At 41.6% G+C, this 21,558-nt stretch carries 21 protein-coding genes; 19 read left to right on the forward strand and 2 right to left on the reverse strand.

Translation table 11 applies throughout. From position 1 onward, the window contains the following. Positions 1-148 precede the first annotated feature (148 nt). The 7 genes from AB4027_RS00115 (at position 149) to AB4027_RS00145 (ending at position 8,434) form a co-directional block, all read left to right on the forward strand. Positions 149-670, forward strand: coding sequence for a PTS glucose transporter subunit IIA (locus AB4027_RS00115; RefSeq protein WP_368645512.1), 522 nt, complete (start codon positions 149-151; stop codon positions 668-670). Between the two features lie 112 nt (positions 671-782). Next, complete coding sequence (yycF, locus tag AB4027_RS00120; RefSeq protein WP_091488834.1) at positions 783-1,496, forward strand: response regulator YycF; 714 nt, start codon at positions 783-785, stop codon at positions 1,494-1,496. A gap of 6 nt (positions 1,497-1,502) precedes the next feature. Beyond that, positions 1,503-3,362, forward strand: a complete 1,860-nt coding sequence (gene walK, locus AB4027_RS00125; RefSeq protein WP_091488832.1) for a cell wall metabolism sensor histidine kinase WalK — start codon at positions 1,503-1,505, stop codon at positions 3,360-3,362. Then, a complete protein-coding gene (locus AB4027_RS00130) occupies positions 3,359-4,672 on the forward strand; it encodes a YycH family regulatory protein (protein ID WP_368645513.1) in 1,314 nt (437 codons plus the stop codon). The genes walK and AB4027_RS00130 overlap by 4 nt, the downstream gene beginning before the upstream one ends. After that, positions 4,662-5,618: a two-component system regulatory protein YycI gene (locus tag AB4027_RS00135; RefSeq protein WP_368645514.1), complete on the forward strand. Its 957-nt coding sequence runs from the start codon at positions 4,662-4,664 to the stop codon at positions 5,616-5,618. Before AB4027_RS00130 ends, AB4027_RS00135 begins: the two co-directional genes overlap by 11 nt. A gap of 94 nt (positions 5,619-5,712) precedes the next feature. Further along, positions 5,713-6,525, forward strand: coding sequence for an MBL fold metallo-hydrolase (locus tag AB4027_RS00140; RefSeq protein WP_368645515.1), 813 nt, complete (start codon positions 5,713-5,715; stop codon positions 6,523-6,525). Positions 6,526-7,231: 706 nt separating this feature from the next. Next, positions 7,232-8,434, forward strand: a complete 1,203-nt coding sequence (locus AB4027_RS00145) for a S1C family serine protease (protein ID WP_368645516.1) — start codon at positions 7,232-7,234, stop codon at positions 8,432-8,434. Between the two features lie 437 nt (positions 8,435-8,871). Here the strand turns inward: AB4027_RS00145 and AB4027_RS00150 are convergent, their stop codons facing one another. Continuing rightward, a complete protein-coding gene (locus AB4027_RS00150; protein ID WP_368645517.1) occupies positions 8,872-9,294 on the reverse strand; it encodes an organic hydroperoxide resistance protein in 423 nt (140 codons plus the stop codon). Positions 9,295-9,415: 121 nt separating this feature from the next. On the opposite strand from AB4027_RS00150, the gene AB4027_RS00155 reads away from it, so the two are divergent. The 3 genes from AB4027_RS00155 (at position 9,416) to AB4027_RS00165 (ending at position 11,343) form a co-directional block, all read left to right on the forward strand. Continuing rightward, complete coding sequence (locus AB4027_RS00155; RefSeq protein WP_246119093.1) at positions 9,416-9,841, forward strand: MarR family winged helix-turn-helix transcriptional regulator; 426 nt, start codon at positions 9,416-9,418, stop codon at positions 9,839-9,841. A gap of 16 nt (positions 9,842-9,857) precedes the next feature. Beyond that, positions 9,858-10,337 (forward strand): 23S rRNA (pseudouridine(1915)-N(3))-methyltransferase RlmH, encoded by a 480-nt coding sequence (rlmH, locus tag AB4027_RS00160; protein WP_368645518.1) that lies wholly within the window; start codon positions 9,858-9,860, stop codon positions 10,335-10,337. Positions 10,338-10,788: 451 nt separating this feature from the next. Beyond that, complete coding sequence (locus AB4027_RS00165; RefSeq protein ID WP_368645519.1) at positions 10,789-11,343, forward strand: hypothetical protein; 555 nt, start codon at positions 10,789-10,791, stop codon at positions 11,341-11,343. 260 nt (positions 11,344-11,603) lie between these two features. On the opposite strand, the gene AB4027_RS00170 is transcribed toward AB4027_RS00165, so the two are convergent. Continuing rightward, positions 11,604-11,984, reverse strand: coding sequence for a VOC family protein (locus tag AB4027_RS00170; protein WP_368645520.1), 381 nt, complete (start codon positions 11,982-11,984; stop codon positions 11,604-11,606). A 1,255-nt stretch (positions 11,985-13,239) separates the two neighbouring features. Between AB4027_RS00170 and AB4027_RS00175 the strand changes: the two genes are divergently transcribed. From AB4027_RS00175 to AB4027_RS00215, 9 genes are all read left to right on the forward strand, one after another. Continuing rightward, a complete protein-coding gene (locus AB4027_RS00175; RefSeq protein WP_368645521.1) occupies positions 13,240-15,348 on the forward strand; it encodes a BglG family transcription antiterminator in 2,109 nt (702 codons plus the stop codon). A 14-nt stretch (positions 15,349-15,362) separates the two neighbouring features. Next, positions 15,363-15,827, forward strand: a complete 465-nt coding sequence (locus AB4027_RS00180) for a PTS sugar transporter subunit IIA (RefSeq protein ID WP_368645522.1) — start codon at positions 15,363-15,365, stop codon at positions 15,825-15,827. A 29-nt stretch (positions 15,828-15,856) separates the two neighbouring features. Then, the gene (locus AB4027_RS00185; protein ID WP_368645523.1) at positions 15,857-16,144 is read left to right on the forward strand and encodes a PTS sugar transporter subunit IIB; all 288 of its coding nucleotides are present in this window, start codon (positions 15,857-15,859) and stop codon (positions 16,142-16,144) included. Positions 16,145-16,228: 84 nt separating this feature from the next. Then, complete coding sequence (locus AB4027_RS00190) at positions 16,229-17,518, forward strand: PTS galactitol transporter subunit IIC (RefSeq protein WP_368645524.1); 1,290 nt, start codon at positions 16,229-16,231, stop codon at positions 17,516-17,518. 55 nt (positions 17,519-17,573) lie between these two features. Next, entirely contained in the window at positions 17,574-18,632 is a 1,059-nt protein-coding gene (locus AB4027_RS00195) for a galactitol-1-phosphate 5-dehydrogenase (RefSeq protein ID WP_368645525.1), read from the forward strand. 2 nt (positions 18,633-18,634) lie between these two features. Then, a complete protein-coding gene (locus AB4027_RS00200; protein WP_368645526.1) occupies positions 18,635-19,669 on the forward strand; it encodes a zinc-binding dehydrogenase in 1,035 nt (344 codons plus the stop codon). Positions 19,670-19,713: 44 nt separating this feature from the next. Beyond that, on the forward strand, positions 19,714-20,157 hold the full coding sequence (gene rpiB / locus AB4027_RS00205) for a ribose 5-phosphate isomerase B (RefSeq protein WP_368645527.1): 444 nt from the start codon (positions 19,714-19,716) through the stop codon (positions 20,155-20,157). Between the two features lie 37 nt (positions 20,158-20,194). After that, entirely contained in the window at positions 20,195-20,842 is a 648-nt protein-coding gene (locus AB4027_RS00210; RefSeq protein ID WP_368645528.1) for a transaldolase family protein, read from the forward strand. Continuing rightward, a complete protein-coding gene (locus AB4027_RS00215) occupies positions 20,842-21,546 on the forward strand; it encodes a ribulose-phosphate 3-epimerase (RefSeq protein WP_368645529.1) in 705 nt (234 codons plus the stop codon). Before AB4027_RS00210 ends, AB4027_RS00215 begins: the two co-directional genes overlap by 1 nt. Positions 21,547-21,558 lie beyond the last annotated feature (12 nt).

Raw genomic sequence — 21,558 nt, forward strand, 5'->3', positions numbered from 1 at the left:
TGTTAGAATAGTAGCAACACAATAGGATTTTTGTGCGTTGTCAAGTGAAACGAAAAAGCGGAGTGGATGAGCAGCAGCAAAATAAGCAGAAAAGGGTGCTGCTTAGCCTGTTCAGATAAAAATCAGTCGCTTTAAAAAGGAGAAAAAAATGAGTAATGAACGTAAGGGGTTCGGTGATCAGAAAAGAGAGCAAAAAAGCGATACAGTGGAATTGATGTTAAGTGCTGTCACAGATGGCGAAATCATTCCCATTGAGGAAGTGCAGGACGATTTATTTTCCCAGAAAATGATCGGTGACGGTTACGCGATCAAGCCTTCTTCTGAAATAGTTTATGCGCCTGTTTCCGGCAAACTGATCGAAGTTGCAGATGCAAAGCATGCCTATTATATAGAAACAGATGGAGGACTGAAAGTCTTGATACACATCGGTATCGATACCCTGTTGATGAACGGCGAAGGGTTTCAGACCTCTTTAAGGAAGAACGACCGCGTGGAAAAAGGAGCTCAGCTGGCCACGTTCGATCAGAAATTGATCAGCGAAAAAGGCTTTAATACCGTAATACCTGTCATCGTTCTGGAACATGACTCTGTATTGTCGCTGGAAACTTTACCTGAAAAGAAAGCCATAGCCAGAGAAACAGATGCCTTGAAGATCACCTTGACCCGCTGAAACTCGGCCGGTCGATGAAGTAAAATTGAACACATCTTATAGGTAGGGTATAATCAAAGTGAAATGCATCACAGTTTTCAGTTTTTTAAAACAGTTCTGAGGAGGAACATCTTTGAAAAAGATACTAGTTGTCGACGACGAAAAGCCGATTTCCGATATTGTTAAATTTAATTTAGAAAAAGAAGGATTTGAAGTGGTCACTGCCTTTGATGGGGAAGAAGCCCTTCAAAAGGTCGAAGAAGAGAATCCGGACTTGATCGTCCTGGATCTTATGCTGCCTAAAATGGATGGACTGGAAGTCTGCCGTGAGGTCCGAAAAACGAAGGATATCCCGATCATTATGGTCACAGCCAAAGACCAGGAGATCGATAAGGTACTGGGATTGGAGCTTGGAGCAGACGATTACGTCACGAAGCCTTTCTCTAACCGTGAACTGGTGGCGCGAGTGAAAGCCAATGTCAGAAGACAGGCTTCTCTGCAGAGTACAGAAGCGGCCAAAGAAGAGAGCAATGATATCGAAGTGGGTGACTTGACCGTTCATCCCGATGCCTATATCGTGTCCAAACGCGGCGAGTCCATCGAACTGACCCACCGGGAGTTTGAACTGCTGCATTATCTGGCCAGACATATCGGTCAAGTCATGACACGGGAGCACCTGCTTGAAACGGTCTGGGGTTATGACTATTTTGGAGATGTCCGTACGGTAGATGTCACGGTCAGACGTCTGCGTGAGAAAATCGAAGACAATCCAAGTCATCCAACTTTCCTCGTCACACGCCGAGGTGTAGGTTATTATCTGAGAAGTCCTGAACAACAGGAGAAGTAGTGATTTATGAAAAAAAAGATTCGCATTTATCAGTCGATCAACACTAAAATCGTATTCGTGATCGTCCTATTACTTGTATTCGCCCTGCAGCTTATCGGGGCGAATTTTATTACCCAAATTGAGCGTCAGCTGATCGCCAATTTTCAGGAAGACCGTCAAGTACAGATGAATTTTCTGGAAAGTACGATCCTTCCCGCGCTGGAACGTGAAGAAAGCGGGGAAGAAGGCGAAGTAAATCCGGAACAGGAGATCAGCAATCTGCTCACTGAGTTTTCAGGCAGCGGCATTACCGATCTTCAAGTCGTGAATTCGGAACTTATTCTCATGGGGACCAGTGATACGACCCAGCAGAACATTGTCGGACAATTATCCGATGACGTCGATCTGAGACAGGCCCAGATAACTGAAAATTCCATCACCAGACAAGTGATCGATCCGGTCACTCAGAACAGAAGATGGAAAATCGTCGAACCTGTTTTTTCAGCGGGGGAAGAGTCTCAGTTTTTAGGGGCTATTTTAATGGAAAGCAATATTGAATCCGTTTATGATCAGATCTCTCAAATCACCGGCATCTTTCTGCAGTCCAGTGCGGTGGCCATCATCTTGTCCCTCGTCCTGGCCAACATGGTCTCCCGGGCACTCACAAAACCGATCAAGGAAATGCAGATCCAGACCCGTCAGATCGCTGAAGGAGATTATTCAGGTACGCTGAAAGTTTACGGCGAAGACGAACTGGGTCAGCTTGCCAGTCTGATCAATGACTTGTCCGATGATGTTGCCGAGGCGCAGGAATCCATCGATGCCGAGCGCAGACGTCTGGACAGCGTCCTGACCCATATGACGGATGGCGTTGTGGCGACAGACAGGCGCGGCAAGATCATGATCATCAATGAGATGGCCCAGTCCATGCTGGATAAGAACCAGGAGGAAGCCATCGGACGCAATCTGCTGTCCATCCTGGACGTAGAAGAAGATGTCACTCTGCGCCGTATCCTGGAAAATCAGGACGATATGCTGGTGAACAGCAAACAGAACGGTATCCCGATCATCCTGCGCGCCTCTTTTTCTCTGATCCAGAGAGAGTCGGGCTTTATCAGTGGGATCGTCTGTGTGCTCCATGACGTCACGGAACAGGAACGGATAGAAGAAGAGCGTAAGCAATTCGTTTCCAACGTCTCTCACGAACTGCGCACACCATTGACGAGCATGCGCAGCTATATCGAAGCACTGGCGGATGGGGCCTGGCAGGATCCCGATCTGGCACCGCGCTTTTTAGAAGTCACACAGAACGAAACAGACCGTATGATCCGCATGATCCAGGATCTGCTTCACTTATCCCGTATCGATTCGGGTAAAAGTGTGCTGAATCTTGAGATCGTCGATATGACCGAAATGCTCGAACATGTGCTTAACCGGTTCGACATGGTGATTCATTCGGCCGAGTATGAAGGCAAGAACTATCAGATCAGAAAAGATATCCTCCAGGAGTCCGTGTTTGTTGAAGTGGATCCGGACAGAATGATCCAGGTCCTGGATAATATCATGAACAATGCGATCAAGTATTCACCGGACGGCGGAACCATCACAGGAAAAATGGAAAAAAGATACGACACGGTGCTCATCAGTATCCGTGATGAAGGGATGGGTATCCCTAAAGCCGATCTCAATAAGATATTCTCCCGTTTCTATCGTGTGGATCGGGCCCGGTCACGCGCCATGGGAGGCAGCGGTCTAGGACTGGCTATTTCCAAGGAGGTCGTGGAACAGCACGGCGGCCGCATCTGGGCAGAAAGTACGGAAGGCAAAGGGACGACCTTTTATCTCTCCCTTCCTTATGTCCCTTATGAAGAGGAGGAATGGGAATGATTTGGTCTAAAATCAGACAATTGCTCTTGATCGCCCTGATCGGTTTGAGCTTGTTCTTGAGTTTTCAGATCTGGACGACCGGTGTGCAGCTGCGCGAACCTTCTTCCGGAGGCGGCAGTACCGTTCCCGCTTCACTGGTCGACCGTTCGCTGGTGGAAGTTTTTTCTCCCAAGAAAATCATCTGGCACCGTAATGAACTGGACAGAAAACTCGATATCAATACATTTTATACAGTAGACTGGTTTGAAGAATATTTATCGGAAACCACCTTTGGCGAAGTACAGTCGCCGCAGCGCTTGAGTTTCTCTGCTTATCAGGAGTACCTAAACGAGGAAAGCTGGATCGAATTTATTTTCGATGCGCCGGTACCCTTTGGGATCTTTGAGAATGGCTTCAGTGATTTGCCGACAGATTACGAGAACCGTACCTTTACACATGTCTTGATGAATAAGGAAAACCCTGAACTTGCCGGTTTCTACGATTCACATAATGAATTTCTTTATCAGATCGATGGGACTGAGTATACAGAAGAGATACTCGACGAGCTCCTCTATTCCCAGGATAATATCATGACCGATGTTGAAGCGTTTCAAGTCAATGAGCGATTCATTTATCTGCCTGTAGAAGAACAGGAAGTGGAGTACCGTGACTATCTGGTCGAGCGTCTGCCGAATAACCTGTTCGTGCTTCAGTTCTTTTCCGATACGTCGGATATCGATGCGAGACGTACGGGCAATACGACGCGCTATATCGATCTGACTACTGAATTGAGAATAAATGATTCGACAAATACCCTAATGTATCTGAGACAGCGTTCAGATATGGGACAGATGACGTTCAGCGAACGCCTTCTAAGCAGCTATCAGACGCTGACGCAGATCGAGAACTGGACAGAACACGTGCATTATCAGGGATATGTCCCTGAGACCCAGGAAGTCACGTACCAGCGTTATATCCAGGGCTATCCTATCTACAGCTATCAGCAGTATGAGTCGATGATCGAGGTGACCGTCGTTGAGAGTGGTCTGACAAGCCTTGAGGTTCCTATCCGAGTCGTTCAGACCCCCCTGACCTTGACGGGTGAACGAACGAAGACCTTGCCAAGCGGCACAGAAATTATGGCACAGCTTGAAGAGGCAGGCACTATGGAAAATATCGAAGATATCCGCATTGGCTTGACATGGACAGAGAGTGAAGAAGATGAACGGGTCGTGCACTTTGAACCCGACTGGTATGTAGAAACTCAGGATAACTGGATAGAAGTCAGCCGATTCATTGAGTCACAGGAGGCATCACTAAATGGATTTTAAAAAAATTGAAAACATTTTTCTGATCACCTTTCTGCTGCTGAATATTTATCTTCTTGTCAGTTACTTCAATCGGAATGATATCCAGCAGGCAACGAGTGCCCCCGGTCAAGTCAATCTGATACGTGAGATGGAGCAGATCGGTATCGAACTGCCCACCCTTCAGGAAGAAGAACGGGAAGTCTATTATGTTCAGGCAGACAGCAATCAGCTGCTGGAAGAGAATGTCGATCAGCTGGAAAATCAGGCGGGTTCTGTCGCGGCGGACGGGTCTCTCTACACAAGTATTCTATCTGATCCGATCGAGATCGAAGGCAATCCTGACGATGGCTTTACCGAAGCAGACTTTGCTAGACTAAACGAGTTTATTTTAAGTGATTCGGTTTTATTTGGGGATGAATATACTTACTTGAGGTATGACCGCAGTCAAAATCGCTTTGTCTATGCCCAGGTAGTGGAAGGGATCCCCGTGGCAGATGGGACATCCGAAATCTCGCTCTTTTACGGCAGTGACGGAAACATCATCTCTTACCAGCAGACCTATGCCGGACCGATGATACCACAAGGGACCACGCAGGCGATCATTACAGATAGACAGGCCATTGAGGTCCTTTTTCAGAACAATGAAATCAGCTCCAACTCAGTCGTCGGACAGCCGATCCTGTCTTACTACCGGACCCTGCATCTGGAAGACTTAAGTATGTACGGCCCGGTCTGGTATGTCCCGGTCAGAAATACCGGCGGCGAACGAATCCTTCGCGTGGATGCTCTGGAACGCACGATCATTACAGAGCCGGCCGCACCGCTTGTACCTGAAGAACCGGAAGAGCCTGAAGAGTCAGAAGATTCTGAAGAACCGGAGGAAGAGGCAACAGAAGAGCCAGAGGAAGACGTAGAAGCAATGCTTGAGATAGATGTAGAAATCAGTAGTGATGAATCAGAGGAATAATAGAAGGAAAGGACCTGAAAAAGTGGTCTTGCTTGTAGGTGATGACTTGTTGTAAGATAGACAATGAGTATTCGCAGAGAGAGGAATCATTGTCATGATGCAAACAGAACAGTCCGGCTTGCGCATCAGCGTGTTAGCTAGTGGAAGTACCGGAAACATCACATATATCGAAACCGATCAGACAAAAGTATTGGTGGACTGCGGATTCAGCGGCAAGAAAGCAGTCGAATTGATGACGAAGATAGGGCGCCGTCCGGAAGACCTGGATGCCATCTTAGTCACGCATGAACATACGGACCACATCAAAGGCGTGGGGATCCTCGCCCGAAAATATGACTTGGACATCTATGCCAACGAAAAAACCTGGCAGGCGATGGAACCCAAGCTCGGTAAACTGAAGATCGAACAGAAGCATCATTTTTCAAAAGAGAAAACCTTGACGCTGGGGGATATCGACATTTCCAGTTTCGGCGTGTCTCATGATGCGATCGATCCTCAGTTTTACACTTTCCAGAAAAATGATAAGCGTTTCGTCATGCTGACAGATACAGGCTACGTGAGCGACCGTATGCGCGGTCTGGTGAAAGACGCCGATGCTTATTTATTCGAAAGCAATCACGATCTGAGCATGCTGCGTATGGGGAAATATCCCTGGTCACTGAAGCAGCGTATCATCGGCGACAAAGGCCATTTATCCAACGAAGATGGGGCACTGGCCCTGGCGGAAATTATTGGAGACAATACCAAACGTGTGTATCTGGGCCATTTGAGCAAGGAAAACAACATCAAGGAAGTCGCTCATCAGACGGTGGAAGACATCCTTTTGAGAAAAGACACCGGAGTCAACGAACGGTTCCAGCTCTATGACACAGATCCGGCAGAACCTTGTCCGCTGTTTATTCTGTAACATCCATAAAGCTTTCTTCATCTTTAACGTATGAGTTAGAGATGAGGAAGGCTTTTTTTATGTCTGGAAATTCATTTGCATCAACTCGCTGGATAGATCAACTGGAGTTTAGAAAAGGTAGAATTCGTTCCAGCAACTCCTTGAGTAAAAGTGACTCAGTTCATAGAAGTTCAACCTTCTTCTATGAACTCGGTCGTTAACATGATGGGGAGTTATCAAAAGAGGGCTGTTCTTTTGATAACTTTTTACCGATTGGCCGCTGAGTTACTAAAAGACAGGGGCTGTTTTGATAACTCAGCAGATATTAACAGTAGAGTTACTTAAAGAAGGCGGTTCTTCTAGTAACTCGGGCGCCATTTTGACTAGGGGTTACCAAAAGATGACGGATCTTCTATCAACCTGATAGATTAAAAAGGAAGAGTTAATAAAAGCAAAAACACTTTCATTCACTCACTTACTAGTGAATGAAGGAGACAGTTATTAGAAAGACCTGATTCACCTTTATGTATCGAAGAGATGGATCAAGTCGTCTTGATAGTATTTTTAACACGAAATAGTCTAATTTTCTTCAAAAAGCTTAATAATACGGAAAAAAAGTTGATTATGATAGAATTGTATCATGATATAATTGAAAAATAGACATAAAAATGTCATGGTTGACCGTTAATATAGATAATGTAAATATGTTTACTGGAGGAATCGATAAATGAAAAATAATATATATAAAACATTATTGGCGTTAAGCTTATCAGGCGCACTACTCGCAGGGTGTGATGTCACGGATCCGCAAACCGAACCCGAAACAGAGGATGAAGAAATTGTAGAAGATACACCTGTGACAGAAGAAGGAGATGTCCAAATATCTGAAGTCAGAGTAGACGTGACCTCAGACATAACAGACGCTGTGCAGGAAGTAGATGAAGCCGTTGTTTCCATTATAAACATGCAGCATGTGGGACAGAATCCATATGGCTGGTATGAAGGGTCTCAAGATGCAGATGCAGAGGGAGAAGACCTGCAGCAGGTTGGGACAGGTAGTGGAGCTGTTTATAAAGTGGATGGCGATACGGCCTACATCTTTACGAACAATCACGTTGTCGATGGTTCAGACGCCATAGAAGTCCTGTTTAAAGATGGTTCGCGCGTTGAAGCATCTATAGTCGGGGCAGACTTATGGACTGATCTGGCTGTATTGGCAATCGACTCAGAATCAGTATCGGCGACAGCAGAATTTGGCGATTCAGAAAACCTGACCGTGGGTGAACCGGCTATTGCGATCGGCTCGCCGCTGGGGACAAATTTTGCTTCTTCCGTAACCTCAGGGATCATCTCCGCTACCGGCCGAACAGTGCCCGTAGATACGAACATGGATGGAGAAAACGATTGGGAAATGACTGCCATTCAGACTGATGCAGCCATCAATCCGGGGAATTCCGGTGGACCGCTCGTCAATATCGCGGGTCAGGTCGTGGGGATCAATTCCATGAAAATCTCATCTTCAACCATTGAAGGGATGGGCTTTGCTATTCCAAGTAATGATGCACTGGATATCATCAATCAGCTGGAACAGGACGGTGAGGTAATCAGACCAGTCATAGGCGTGGCCATGGTCGATTTATCCATGGTGTCACCACAGCAGCAGAAAGCGATACTAAATCTGCCGGAGGATGTCACAGGCGGTGTAGTGATTGCAGAAGTACAGCCAAACAGTTCGGCCGATGAAGCGGGTCTTGAATCGAATGACGTGATCGTGTCATTCAACGGTGAAGAAGTAGCGAATGGCATCGAATTGAGACAGGAAATCTATGATACCGAGATCGGGGATGAAGTGGAAATCGAATTCTACCGTGACGGAGAGCTGCAGTCAGTCACACTAACCCTGCAAAGTACTGAAGAACAGAATATATAAGCCGTTCAATCAAACGCACAGTCTTTTTCACAGACTGTGCGTTTTTATTTGGGGAAAAAAGAAGAACTGTTCCGTTCGGGTGTGCATAACTTTATATAGAAACCATTTATACCGGGGATTTCTTCAAATAAGTTATACACAACCTACAAACGAGTTGTGTATAACTTTATTTATAGAAGTTGGACTGATAGATTTAACCCTTTAGGTAAAGGGCTTTTGTGCAGGTTGCCTATAAAAGTAATCCCCAATAAAAGTGTGCATAACTTTCTGAATAAACGAACTGGATCTTGACGGAGCTTCAAGCTTTCATAAGCAGAAACGGGAACAAAGCCTGTGGATATGTGCATAACTTTGTGGATAACTGTGGAAAATTTGGGTATAAAAAAAGAGATTTCCTGTTAAACCAACAGAAAATCCCTGTGGAGAGTGTGATTAACTTATAGTGCTTTACCGGTTTTCTTCACTTTGACATTGCCTTCGATCGCTCGAGAATATGGGCAAACTTCGTGTGCCTGCTCAACTAATTCTTCTGCTTCTGCTTGGGTAACGCCTTCGATTTCCACATATAGCTCGACGCTTAAACCGAATCCTTTTAATCGTTTCTCGATACTGACTTTAGCTGTGACCGCTGATGTTGTTTTCTTTTTCGCTTTCTTTGCGGACAACTGCAGTGCGCTGTCGAAACAGGCGGCATATCCTGCAGAAAACAGTTGTTCCGGATTGGTCGCCCCTTTGACATCCTTCCCGCCTAATCCCTTAGGCGTAGCCAGATCGACTTCCAGATTACCATCTGATGATTTAACATGTCCCTGACGTCCACCGCGGGCTGTGGATTCTGTTGTATAGAGTGCAAGTCCCATAAAAACACCTCTTCCTTTTAATTTACTACAATTAAATTGTACACAATTTAATTGTTTTTGTCAAAATGTAGGAACTTTTGATATTCCTTGCTATAATAAGAAAAAAGAGGAGTGAACGAACGTGTCGAAAAATATATTAAAATTAAGTAATCAAGTGTGTTTTCCATTATACGCAGCAACACGGCAGATCACTAAGCTCTACCGGCCGATGCTTGAAAAGCTGGAAGTGACCTATCCGCAATACCTGGTCCTGCTGGTCTTGTTCGAAGATGTATCTGTCACAGTCAAAGAACTGGGTGAACGCTTATATCTGGATTCAGGGACCCTGACCCCGATGCTGAAACGCATGGAAGAGCACGGGTTAGTGGAACGTAAGCGATCCAGCAAAGATGAACGCGTCGTGGAAGTCAGCCTGACAGAAAAAGGCCGCAGCATCGAAAAGAAGGCAGAAGAGATACCGAATAGATTTTCCAAAGAGATACACCTGGAACAAGACGAATTTGATGAGCTGAAACGTCTGCTGACCAAAATACTCGATCAAGTTTAAATAGAAGGAGCCAGTAATGGATATCACAATATTGTCAGTCGGAAAGTTGAAAGAAAAGTACCTGAAAAAAGGCATCGATGAATACACCAAGCGTTTAGGCGCCTACACAAAAATCAAAGTCATCGAAGTGCCGGATGAAAAAGCCCCCGAAAACCTAAGTGAAGCCGAGATGGAACAGGTGAAGGGAAAAGAAGGCGAGCGTCTACTGGCAAAAATTCCTGACCAGGCCTACGTCTTCACCTTGGCTATCCAGTCCAAAGAACGCACCTCAGAATCCTTCGCTAAAGAAATCGAACAGCTCATGATCCACGGCAAAAGCAAACTCGTCTTTGTCATCGGCGGCTCATTAGGATTGAGCCAGGCGGTCATGGACCGAAGCGACACCACCATCTCCTTCGGAAAAATGACCTACCCCCATCAATTGATGAGACTGATTTTAGTCGAACAGATCTATCGAGCATTTCGGATCATGCGGAATGAACCGTACCATAAATGAATGAGGTTTTTTTGTAAATTTAATAGCACAATCTGATGTGGTTGCGCTGAATGATCTTAGAAGAAAACCCCAGGTATGTGTTCAGGGTCTCGAACAAGCTGTGTAATCGAGTAATAAGTAAAAATAATTTGAAATATTTTTTTGATTGAAATTGATAGATTCATTGTGACGTTGAGAGATGCCTAAACCCTACTCATCCAAAAAAGAGCATTTTATTTTTCAGGAGCTAATAATCCTCGACTTTCCTCTGTGTATCGATAAATTATAGGTAATAGGAAGGGTATAATTGTGTTACAATTAGTTTGTTAGGTCACAGATTTTTAGTTGGGTCCTTTAATTTTAGAGTTAAAGTGGGAAAAAACCTACAGTCAAATAACACTAAGTTACATATAAGTTGCTAAGCTTTACATTATAAAGGAATAAAACAATAAAAATTTAAGGAGTGATTATAGTGGCATTTTTGAATGATTTTAAAGTCATGACCAATTCTGTTACAAAGTCGGCTACAAATTTAATGAATTCTGTCTCTACAGAAGTAAAGGAACAGGAAAATAAGGCTCGCATAAACAGAGAGAGGGGGGTTATAGACACTGAAATTGATGCTGCCTATACCCAAATAGGACGCAAGTATGTGGAATACTACATTCAAAATCAAGAGTCTACGGGCCTAGATGTGTTTGATTTACTAAAAATGCTTAAGCCTAAACTTGCTCGTAAGGAAGAGTTAGATGCTGAGTTTATAGAAATCGAGAAGCGATTAAAGGACGTAGCTCTTTTACAGGAAAAAAATAAACTAGAATCAGAATTTACGGTAGAAAAAGAGAAATTTGATCGTGCATTAGCAATGGATGTTATTACACAAGAAGAGTATGACCAAAAGATTAAACAATATAGAAAACGCATTGAGTTATTTGACGAGATTAAAAATATTGAACAGCAATTTGATTTTGGGATCATTACAGCAGAAGAAAAGGAAATAAAAATTAATAGCCTATTAAATGATTAATATTTTTTTACAAAAACCAAATCCAACAGCATATAAAAATTTGTTGGCTCTTTTGTTTTAATGGTCTCTATTGAACTAAATACTTAAATTAAGAGGGAATCTTAATAGCTGATACGGTAACCGTAACAATTCAATAGCGATTAAAAACCGCAGTAACTAATGATGCAAAATGAACCGTATTATAAGTAAGTAATCATTATTGATAATAAAAAAGCCTATTGGCAACAACCAATAGGCTTGCATTTACACTTTTTGAAACATTATTTTCTGCGCTTGACTTCAATGCGGTAGCCATCAGGGTCAGTCACAAAGAAATAGCTGGGTGTGCCGCCTGAAAGTCCTTTTAACTCGCCTGTCTTATAGGCAGAAGCTTTACATGTCTCATGCATTTCTTCTAAGTCATCGACAGTCAAGCCTAAATGACTGAAGCCATTTCCTACCTCATATGGCTCGGCATCGTAATTGTAAGTGAGTTCGATCTGTACAGATGAACCGGGCGAATTCAGATAAATCAAATCAAACTTATTTTCTGGAAATTCTCTTCGGCTCGCTACTTCAAAATCAAATAGATTTGTATAGAAGTCTAATGTCGCATCGATATCTCTCATACGTAGGCAAATCTCAACAAGTTCTTGGTTCATATTATCATCCTCCAATAATTTCTTATATACATTCTAGCATGAATCGATCATATAGGCATTTATTCGACTCATGTTGTCTGCTATATTGCTTTTTAGTACATCGATAATTCATAGTTCTCCTTTTAAAATCTAGAAACTTCCTAATGGCAGGATAAATTAAAAACTACGGTATCACCTGTTAATTGATGAAAGAAAGAATCCTATCCTGATTTTGTTAAGCTGTCGAAAGCAACTATATCAGAATAGGATTCTTCATGTTTAACCTATACAAAAACTAGGTAAAATTCAATTCAAATATTATGGACTCGCATACAGGTGGATGCTTATCGAGTGATTACAGTTTCATCTAAGTTAACGAAATAATCGATACCTTTGGTTTCATTGAATTGACCAGTTACAATCATTTAATCATGTGGTCAGTGATAAAGCTCGCTTTATGCACAATGATACCTAGTTAATCATTGATGTTAACTTACATATTATTTTTCGTGGAGGGTAAATAAAATCTTGCCCTCCTTTTCCTTAACTCTTCTCCAGTCTCGTTTCTTTACATAGTAAGAAAATTATTATTCTGTGTCTTCCTATTTAGGGATCCAATTTTTTTTCCAATTCGATAAGGATTCCATTTATTAACTGCTTCAGTTGGTTCTTTCTTCAGATCACTAATAACTGTATTACGGTGAATGCCGAGCAATCGACTGATTTTTACATTCGAAAATCCTTTCTTATTGTAATGATACATTTTTGCAATTCGGTTTACTTTTTCAATCTCTACCTTCTTTTTCTCCATCCAGTCAATAAATTAGCGTTTCTAGTTTATCAAAATCAAATGGAACGAAATAATAGGATAAAAGTACACATACTTATTTAGCAACCATAGCAAACTGCATAAATTTATTCATTATATCCATTTTATAAGGTGAGATGATAAGAGGATGCTTGTATAACAGTTGTTTTATTTTGGTTAAAGTGACAATATATTGAACAAAACCACAAGTGAATCTCAAAATGCAATATAGAAGAAGTGATGATTGGGTAATCGAATTAATCGCATAATATCAAAGGGTTAAGAAAGACGAAGCATTTATTAAAGTTTCTGCTGGTATACCTTATACTCTCAAAAAAAGTGGAATTCAAAGTGATCCATCACAATAGTGTACAAAGGCAGTGACAAAAACAGGAATGAAAACGTCTTCTTATAGGGTTGTTTTGTTTTTGATTAAATGTATAATAATATTCATGGGGGGAAGGGTAGATGTATATTGATGAAAGGAGTAATAAACTCTTTGAGGAAATCATTCGAAATCCGGATATCACAAACAAAAAACTCCAGGAAAAATTCGGGTTGACACGAAGGCAAGTGGATTATAGTTTCAGTAAGATCAATGATTGGTTGGGGAAAAAAGGTGAACCTTTGATTCAAAAGGTTCAAGGTCACTACAGGCTACCTGCTGATTTGTCTCTGATTAACAACTTTTCCAAGGGAGACAAAGATATTTCTTTGTATATTCCTTCTAAAGAAGAACGAGTTTACTTAATTATATTGATGATTCTTACGCGGGATGAAGAAATTTCACTCCCTGGTCTGGCGGATAAGCTGGAGGTAAGTAAGAATACAATTTTAAATGACTTGAATCTTATTAAGGAAATCATTGAAGATATGGATGTGACGTTTGAGTACACACGTGAAACGGGCTATCATTTTATAGGCGAGGAATGGAACAAGCGTGTTTTGATCATTAAATCCATTCACAATATCATAAGAAGTCACGGAGGGGAAAGTCTCCTTCAGGAATTCATGGATATCAGTGACGAAGTAGTGAAGATCATTCATAATAAGATTCTGGAAATTGAAGAAAAATTAAACTTGAAATTCACAGACATCGACTTGAGTATTCTTCCTTATTCGCTGCAGGGAATCCTGAAAAGAATCAAAAAACAAAAACTGATCCATCAAAACTTTTCAATTGAATACCGTGAGTTATCCGATACCCGTGAGTTTGAAGCTGTCAGTATTTTCCTGGAAGATTCTTTCAAAGATGTACCACGGAGTGAAAAGATGTATTTGACCTTGCAGCTTTTGACTTCAAAAGCATTAAATGCTGGTACTTTGACAGGTGAGGAACTACCGAGATTAAAGCAAGCCTTAGAAGAGATGCTGACTGCTTTTGAAAACAAGGCAATGATTAACCTTTACGAAAAGGATTTGCTGCTTGAAAAGTTATTTGTTCATTTTAAGCCAGCCTACTATCGAATCAAATACAATCTTACGACTAATTATGAAGCGCTTGAAAAATTTAATGAAGAATTTTCAACGATTCATTATTTTGTTCTGCAGTCCCTTGAACCACTGGAAGATTTCTTAAAGTGTCTGATACCGGAAGAGGAAATGATTTTCATTACATTGTTCATCTCAAGCCATATTGTCAATCATAACGAACACAATAATTTGAATTCTAAAGTGAAAGCGGTTGTTGTGTGTCCGAATGGTTTGACTGTCTCAAAACTGATGGAGAAAAGTCTCATCTCGCTTTTTCCCGAAATGTTTTTCTATACGGCAATGTCGATTCGGGAATTTTATCAATTCAGTGAAGAGTATGATATTATCTTCTCTGCTACCCCACTTCAAACAGATAAACCTTTATTATTAGTGAACCAAGTAATGGATGAAGATGAGAAGAAGAAATTGAGGCAGAGATTGATTCAAATGGAGTTGTTAGGAGCTGATAGTCGTAATCAATTTACGGACATTTTGAACACCATTAAGAAGCACTCGAAAATCCTGGATGAAGAAAATTTAATTAAGGATTTGCAAACCATTCTGAATGCGCCTGTGGAAAGTACCCATCTCAATCCGAAACGTTCTGTGGATACTTTGCAAAAAGATCTTGACAGATTACTCACTAGCGAAACAATCCAACAAGTGGATGAGGCGGACGATTGGCAAACAGCCTTGGAACTCGCAGCGCAACCCTTGTTAAAGAATGGATCTATAGATCAAGGATACATTGAAGCTATAAAGGAAGACTTTCCCCAAGTAAAAGACTACATTGTCCTGAGTAATAACATAGCGATTCCACATGCTGAGATTGAAAGAGGTTCAAATAAATTGGGGATGAGCTTGTTGCATATCCGACAAGGCATCACAAACTGGGATGGCAGCAAACTTAAATTCATAGTCGTTCTTTCTGCGGTTGATAAGCACCAGCACTTGGCTGCATTGCTTCAACTCAGTGAATTATCCGAGGACAAAGAGGTAATGGAAAGTTTACAAAACTGTAGCACTCCCACAGAAGTTCATCAGTGCATCAGTCGTTTTTTAGATAATAAAGTGTTACGGAGTCTATCTCAATCAAATTTTTAAGGAGAGTATAGTAAATGTCGATAGCAGAATTTTTGAAGCCAGAGTTGATCTGGACTCAAGCAGATGTGGAAACAAGTAAAGATGTGTTTGAAACCGTCTACAATAAAGGCATGGAACACAACTTTGTCAATGATCATTTCTTGGAAAAGATTTCAGAAAGGGAGCAAACATTCCCTACAGGATTGCAATTGGATGGATACGGAGTGGCCATTCCACATACTGATCCGGATTGCATAAAAGAGCAGTTTATAGCAGTGCTCCTACCCAAAGAAGGTGTACCTTTTAAACGAATGGATGATGCGTCGCAAGAGGTTGATGCAAAAGTCATTTTCGTCTTGGGTTTGAATGAGCCACATAGCCAGTTGACTATGTTACAGGAATTGATGGGCATTCTTCAAGAAAAAGAAGTTGTTCAGAAATTAAGGGATTCAAATAGTAAAGAAGAAGTTATTGATTATCTTGGAAATTTATCAAAATAAAAAATATAAAAGAGAGAAGGAAAAATATAATGGCAAAGAAGAAAATTTTAGTAGCATGTGGAACAGGTATCGCAACATCAACAGTGGTTGTGAACAAAGTTGAGGAATTGGTAAAGGAACACAAACTGGATGCTGAGGTTGAACAAATCAAAATTTCAGAAGCCAAAAATAAGCAAAACGAAGCAGATTTGATTATCACAACTACTATGCTGCCCACAAAGTATTCTATTCCAACAATCACAGCAACTGGATATATCACTGGAATTAAAACAGAAGAATTGGATCAAAAAATCCTTGATGCATTAAACGCTGAATAAAAATAATTTATTCATAAGAAATACCACATAGAAAAATCAAAGTGCCTCAGGGCACCAAAAACACATATTAAAGGAGTAGAATTAATGGACATATTAATTAACATCGTTAATGCAATTTTGAATGTTGGACCAACAGCTATTTTACCTATTTCCATCACTATCATTGGTTTAATTTTCGGTACAGGTTTTAAGAAAGCATTTAAATCCGGTATTACTATCGGTATTGGATTTGTTGGGGTCAGCCTGATCATTGGGTTGTTGGATTCATTCTTGGCTCCTGCGGCTCAAGGGATGATTGATAACTTCGGTTTGGAATTGAATGTAATCGATGCAGGTTGGCCAGCAGCTGCGGCAGCCGCATTCGCTATGCCAATTGCGCCTTTACTAATTCCTATCATTTTGTTGGTAAATATCGCTTTGATCTTCTTCAAAGTCACTAAAACATTAAACGTGGATATTTGGAACTTCTGGCATATGATCGCTGCTGGATCCACTGGTTATATCGTAACCAATGGAAATATCTGGTTTGCGGTTTTAATCACCATCATTTATGAAGCAATTGTTTTACTTATTGCTGACTGGACACAACCATATGTTGAAAAGTTCTTTGGTCTTGAAGGTCTGACATTCCCTACAGGTTCCCCTACAAGTTTCGGTCTTATCGGTATCCCTATTGCTTGGGCAGTTGGGAAAATCCCTGGAATTGGCAATCTAAATGCCGACTCAGAGACCATCCAAGAAAAATTCGGGATTTTCGGTGAACCAATGATGATTGGTTTGATTCTTGGTACAGTCGTGGGTCTCTTAGGTTATGGCTTTGGTATTGACGAAGTCTTGCAAGCTTTCCAAGTTGGTATTTCCATGGGAGCCGTAATGCTCTTAATGCCTCGTATGGTTAAAATCTTCATGGAAGGTCTTATCCCAATCTCCGATGCTGCAAGTAAATGGATGAAAAAACGTTTCCCTGGTCGCGAATTGTTCATTGGTGTGGATGCTGCTTTGGCTGTAGGACACCCTGGTGTTTTGTCTACGTCATTAGTATTGGTTCCAATCACAATTTTGATTGCTGTTCTTCTACCGGGTAACGCAGTTTTACCTTTCGGTGACTTAGTTGGAATCACATTCTTCATCGTCTTTGTTGTCGCTGCAAGTAAGGGTAACTTGGTTCAATCCATCATCACTGGTACTATTATGATGGTACTCGTTCTTTGGATGGCAACGAGCTTTGCTCCTGTTCATACCGAAATGATGCAAGGAACTGGATTCACCGCAACAGAAGGTGCTAACCAAATCACATCATTGACTACAGGTGGTAGTCCATTGAACTATCTATTGTACCTCTTGTCCGAATTTGCCGCTCCATTCGTCAATTAAGCAAATTTTAAGACAGTCTAAAAAAGTTGTGAATGTTTAAGAAAGGGGATTCGTTGTGCGCGCTGCTGTATTAAGAGAAAACAATCAAATTGATGTTGAGAATGTTGAGGAAAAACCTCTGAAACACAACGAAGTCAGAGTCAAAGTAAGAGCAGCAGGTATTTGTGGATCGGATATCCACAAAATGCAAACTAGGTGGAAATACCCATTACCAGCGGTAATGGGCCACGAGTTTGCGGGAGAAATATGCGAAATCGGCGATAATGTCGATCACCTGAAATTAGGTGATCGAGTCGCTGGTATCCCATTCCTGCCTTGCTATTCTTGTGAATATTGCCAAAAAGGAAACTATTCCTTGTGTGAAAATTATGAAATGATTGGATCGCATTACCATGGCGGTTTTGCGGAAACTGTTGTCCTTCCTAAAAATAATGTTGTCTCTATCGGGGATCTTAGTTTTGAAGAGGGTGCGATGATTGAACCGCTGGCCGTGGCAATGCATGGAGTGCAAGGAATCGAGCCCAAATTGGGAGATTCAGTCGTGGTATTTGGTATCGGAACAATTGGCATTCTGGTTGTTCAGGCGTTACTGGTGGCAGGTGTGAAAAGTGTAATCGCAGTTGATATAAGTGACGATAAATTGAAAGAAGCCAAATCGTTCGGAGCTGAATTCACAATCAATTCTTTGAAAGAAAATCTTGAAGAAAAAGTTAAAGAATATACAAATGGTGCAGGAGCAGATATTGCTATGGAATGTGCCGGATCTAAAATCACTCAAGAACAATGTCTGAGGATTGTTGCTAAGCAAGGTAAAATTGGCTATTTAGGCATTGCATATCAAGATGTTCTATTGCCAGAAAAGTCATTTGAGAATATATTCCGTCGAGAGTATACTATTAAAGGTTTTTGGAATTCCTATAGCGCTCCATTTCCTGGGAGGGAATGGACCAACGGGATTGAGTTTGTCAAACAGGGAAAAATCAGACTGAAAGAATTGATTTCCCACCGGATACCTTTGGAAGAAACAAAAGCAGCGTTTGACATGGTTGTGAATCGCAAGGAAACGTTCAGTAAAGTGATGATTAAACCGAGTGAAATCAAGGAGGAAAATTAAGAATGAAAGCAGTCAGAAAAATAGCTCCTGGGTATGACAATATGAAACTTGAAGAGGTCCCGGAACCCGAAGTATCAGGTGATCTGGTGAAAATAAAGCCAGAATTCACAGGTATTTGTGGATCGGATATCCATACTTTCAAAGGGGAGTATAAGAATCCTACCACGCCGGTCACATTGGGCCACGAATTTTCTGGAACAGTTGTAGAAGTAGGACCTGAAGTGACAGAGTACAAGGTTGGAGATCGTGTCGTCAGTGAAACGACTTTTACAACTTGTGGAGTTTGTCGCTACTGTCAACAGAAAGATTATAATCTTTGCAGTTACCGTAAAGGAATCGGGACTCAACAAGATGGAAGCTATGCTGAATATCTTCTTGCAAGAGAAGAAAGTGTCCACTTGATTCCCGAAAATGTCACTTTTGAAGCAGCTGCACTAACTGAACCACTTGCTTGTTGCACTCATGCTGCTTTGGAAAAAACAACGATTGAATCCTCTGACACCGTTCTGATTATCGGTCCGGGACCAATCGGTTTGTTGTTGGCTCAAGTCGTAAAAGCGCAAGGCGCTAAAGTCATCATGTCAGGTATCACGCAGGATCGTCCCCGTCTTGATTTAGGGAAAGAGCTGGGTGTGGATATTGTTGTTGATTCATTGAAAGAAGACTTGGCTGCCATTGTTATGGAAGAAACAGATGGATATGGTGCGGATAAAGTATTCGATTGCTCCGGTGCTGCTGTAGCTGTGAACCAAGCATTGCCACTTACTGCAAAAAAAGGAACTTTCGTTCAGGTTGGGATTTTTGCGGAAAAATTGAATAAATTTGACCAGGAATCCATCATTCAACGTGAAATACAGTATGTTGGAAGCAGATCACAAAAACCTAGTTCTTGGGATTTGGCATTGGACTTGCTGTCAAAAGGCAAAGTGGATGCAGATAAGATGATTACAAAAGAGTATGATTTGGATCACTGGAGAGAAGCATTCGAAGCTGTCATGGCTGGAAATGAAATAAAAGTTTTAGTTAAATCCGAATAAGTTCTGTCAATATTTTTTGGGGAAGCCCAATGGAGGTTTAGTGGATGAACATTGTCATCGGTTCGGATCACGGAGGGAAAAAGTTAAAAGATTCCATAGTTGAGCACTTGAAAAATAAAAGTTTGAACGTTAATGATATTGGCCCATATACGATCGACAGCGTAGACTTTCCCAGCTACGCTGTTGAAGTGGGTAATCGGGTTGCAGGAAATGATGCCGATTTGGGTATCTTGTGTTGTGGGACAGGAATCGGGATGTCGATAGCCGCGAATAAGATTAACGGTATTCGTGCTTCAGTGGTTTCAGATTGTTTTTCTGCCGAAGCGACACGGAAACACAACAACTCCAATGTCTTATGTTTGGGAGAAAGGGTTGTCGGGGAAAGTTTGGCATTGAAGATTGTGGATACATGGATTTCAACTGAATTTGAAGGTGGAAGACATGGACGAAGAATCGAACAAATATCCAAAATCGAAAATGACCTTTAAGAACATGCACATATAAGAAAAGGGATGAAAAATGTATTTGGATACAGCAAATCTGGCTGAAATCAGTCAGTATTTAAAATACAGTTGGATCGATGGTGTTACAACGAATCCCACTTTGCTTCGTGGTGAGAAAAAAAACAGGATGGTTCAAATAAATGAAATCCTGAAAATCATCGGAGAAAAAGAACTATTTGTTCAAGTAAGTGGCAACACCACAAAAGAAATGATCGAAGACGCTGAAAGTTTGATTCAACATTTTGGGACTAAAATTATATTGAAGATTCCAGCAGATCGCATCGGATTTGAAGCGATTGAAGAGATCAAAAGAGAATATCCTTCCACAAAAATTCTTGCGACTGCCATTTTTTCTGTGGAACAGGCTTATTTGGCGGGGTTGGCTGGATGCGAGTGGATAGCTCCTTATATCAACCGAATGGAAAATCAAAGTTTGGAAGCCATTGAAGTGATGGCTAAAATTTCCACCCTCTATGCTTCCCAAGTAATAGAAACAAAAATATTGGGTGCCAGCTTCAAGAACTCAAGTCAGGTGACCAATTGTTTGCTTGCAGGAGCGCATGACGTAACGGTTCCGGTATCCATACTTGACACCATACTGACCAATAAGTTGGCGGATGACAGTATCAAGGTTTTCAATGAACATGCACTGGAGGTCCAGTCTTACTGATGAAACATTTTGCGGCATCACTAATGTGTGGCGATCCTTTATACGTGGCGGAAGAATTGCGGAAACTGGAAGAAGCCGGCTGTGACTTACTTCATCTGGATGTCATGGATGGGATTTATGTGAATAACCTAGCCCTAGGACCAGAATGGATTGAGGCAGTCAAAAATTTCACTTCGATTCCAATCGATATACATTTGGCCTGTGTTGATCCGATAAAGTACATTGATATGTTTGCTTCAACTAAACCGGACTACCTATCGTTTCATGTAGAAGTGGTCGATGATGTGAAAAAGGTCATTCAACATATCAAGACCTACGGAATCAAACCCTCGATTGCATTGAACCCAGAGACGGATATCGAAGCGATTATTCCTTATCTGGAAGAAGTGGATATGGTGTTGATGATGACTGTCAATCCTGGATTTTCCGGACAGAAATTCAATGAGGAAGTTATTCCAAAAATCAAAAAGTTAAAAGCTGTTCTGGAGAATAGGAAACACCAGCCGCTTATTGAAGTGGACGGCAATATCCATTCCGGAACGATTGCGTTAATGGAAGACATCCAACCGGATGTTTATGTCTTGGGTACATCGGCTTTATTTCATAACAAGGATCAGTCAAGTTATACCGAAAGACTGGAATTCTTGAAAAGGTTTATTGATTCATTGGAGAAAGAGAAAAGCAGCTTAAAAAGCATTACTTAAAAAAGGAGTTAG

Origin of the sequence: Alkalibacterium putridalgicola (assembly GCF_040959045.1) — a bacterium.
In the GTDB taxonomy this organism is placed as follows: domain Bacteria; phylum Bacillota; class Bacilli; order Lactobacillales; family Carnobacteriaceae_A; genus Alkalibacterium; species Alkalibacterium putridalgicola.

Bases quoted from the DNA above. Each gene is read 5' to 3' on its own strand.
- rpiB (WP_368645527.1), top strand. From the start codon at position 19,714: ATGAACATTGTCATCGGTTCGGATCACGGAGGGAAAAAGTTAAAAGAT.
- AB4027_RS00185 (WP_368645523.1), top strand. From the start codon at position 15,857: ATGGCAAAGAAGAAAATTTTAGTAGCATGTGGAACAGGTATCGCAACA.
- AB4027_RS00150 (WP_368645517.1), bottom strand. From the start codon at position 9,294: ATGGGACTTGCACTCTATACAACAGAATCCACAGCCCGCGGTGGACGT.
- AB4027_RS00170 (WP_368645520.1), bottom strand. From the start codon at position 11,984: ATGAACCAAGAACTTGTTGAGATTTGCCTACGTATGAGAGATATCGAT.
- walK (WP_091488832.1), top strand. From the start codon at position 1,503: ATGAAAAAAAAGATTCGCATTTATCAGTCGATCAACACTAAAATCGTA.
- AB4027_RS00140 (WP_368645515.1), top strand. From the start codon at position 5,713: ATGATGCAAACAGAACAGTCCGGCTTGCGCATCAGCGTGTTAGCTAGT.
- rlmH (WP_368645518.1), top strand. From the start codon at position 9,858: ATGGATATCACAATATTGTCAGTCGGAAAGTTGAAAGAAAAGTACCTG.
- AB4027_RS00135 (WP_368645514.1), top strand. From the start codon at position 4,662: ATGGATTTTAAAAAAATTGAAAACATTTTTCTGATCACCTTTCTGCTG.
- AB4027_RS00190 (WP_368645524.1), top strand. From the start codon at position 16,229: ATGGACATATTAATTAACATCGTTAATGCAATTTTGAATGTTGGACCA.
- AB4027_RS00115 (WP_368645512.1), top strand. From the start codon at position 149: ATGAGTAATGAACGTAAGGGGTTCGGTGATCAGAAAAGAGAGCAAAAA.
- AB4027_RS00200 (WP_368645526.1), top strand. From the start codon at position 18,635: ATGAAAGCAGTCAGAAAAATAGCTCCTGGGTATGACAATATGAAACTT.
- AB4027_RS00175 (WP_368645521.1), top strand. From the start codon at position 13,240: ATGTATATTGATGAAAGGAGTAATAAACTCTTTGAGGAAATCATTCGA.
- AB4027_RS00215 (WP_368645529.1), top strand. From the start codon at position 20,842: ATGAAACATTTTGCGGCATCACTAATGTGTGGCGATCCTTTATACGTG.
- AB4027_RS00130 (WP_368645513.1), top strand. From the start codon at position 3,359: ATGATTTGGTCTAAAATCAGACAATTGCTCTTGATCGCCCTGATCGGT.
- AB4027_RS00145 (WP_368645516.1), top strand. From the start codon at position 7,232: ATGAAAAATAATATATATAAAACATTATTGGCGTTAAGCTTATCAGGC.
- AB4027_RS00180 (WP_368645522.1), top strand. From the start codon at position 15,363: ATGTCGATAGCAGAATTTTTGAAGCCAGAGTTGATCTGGACTCAAGCA.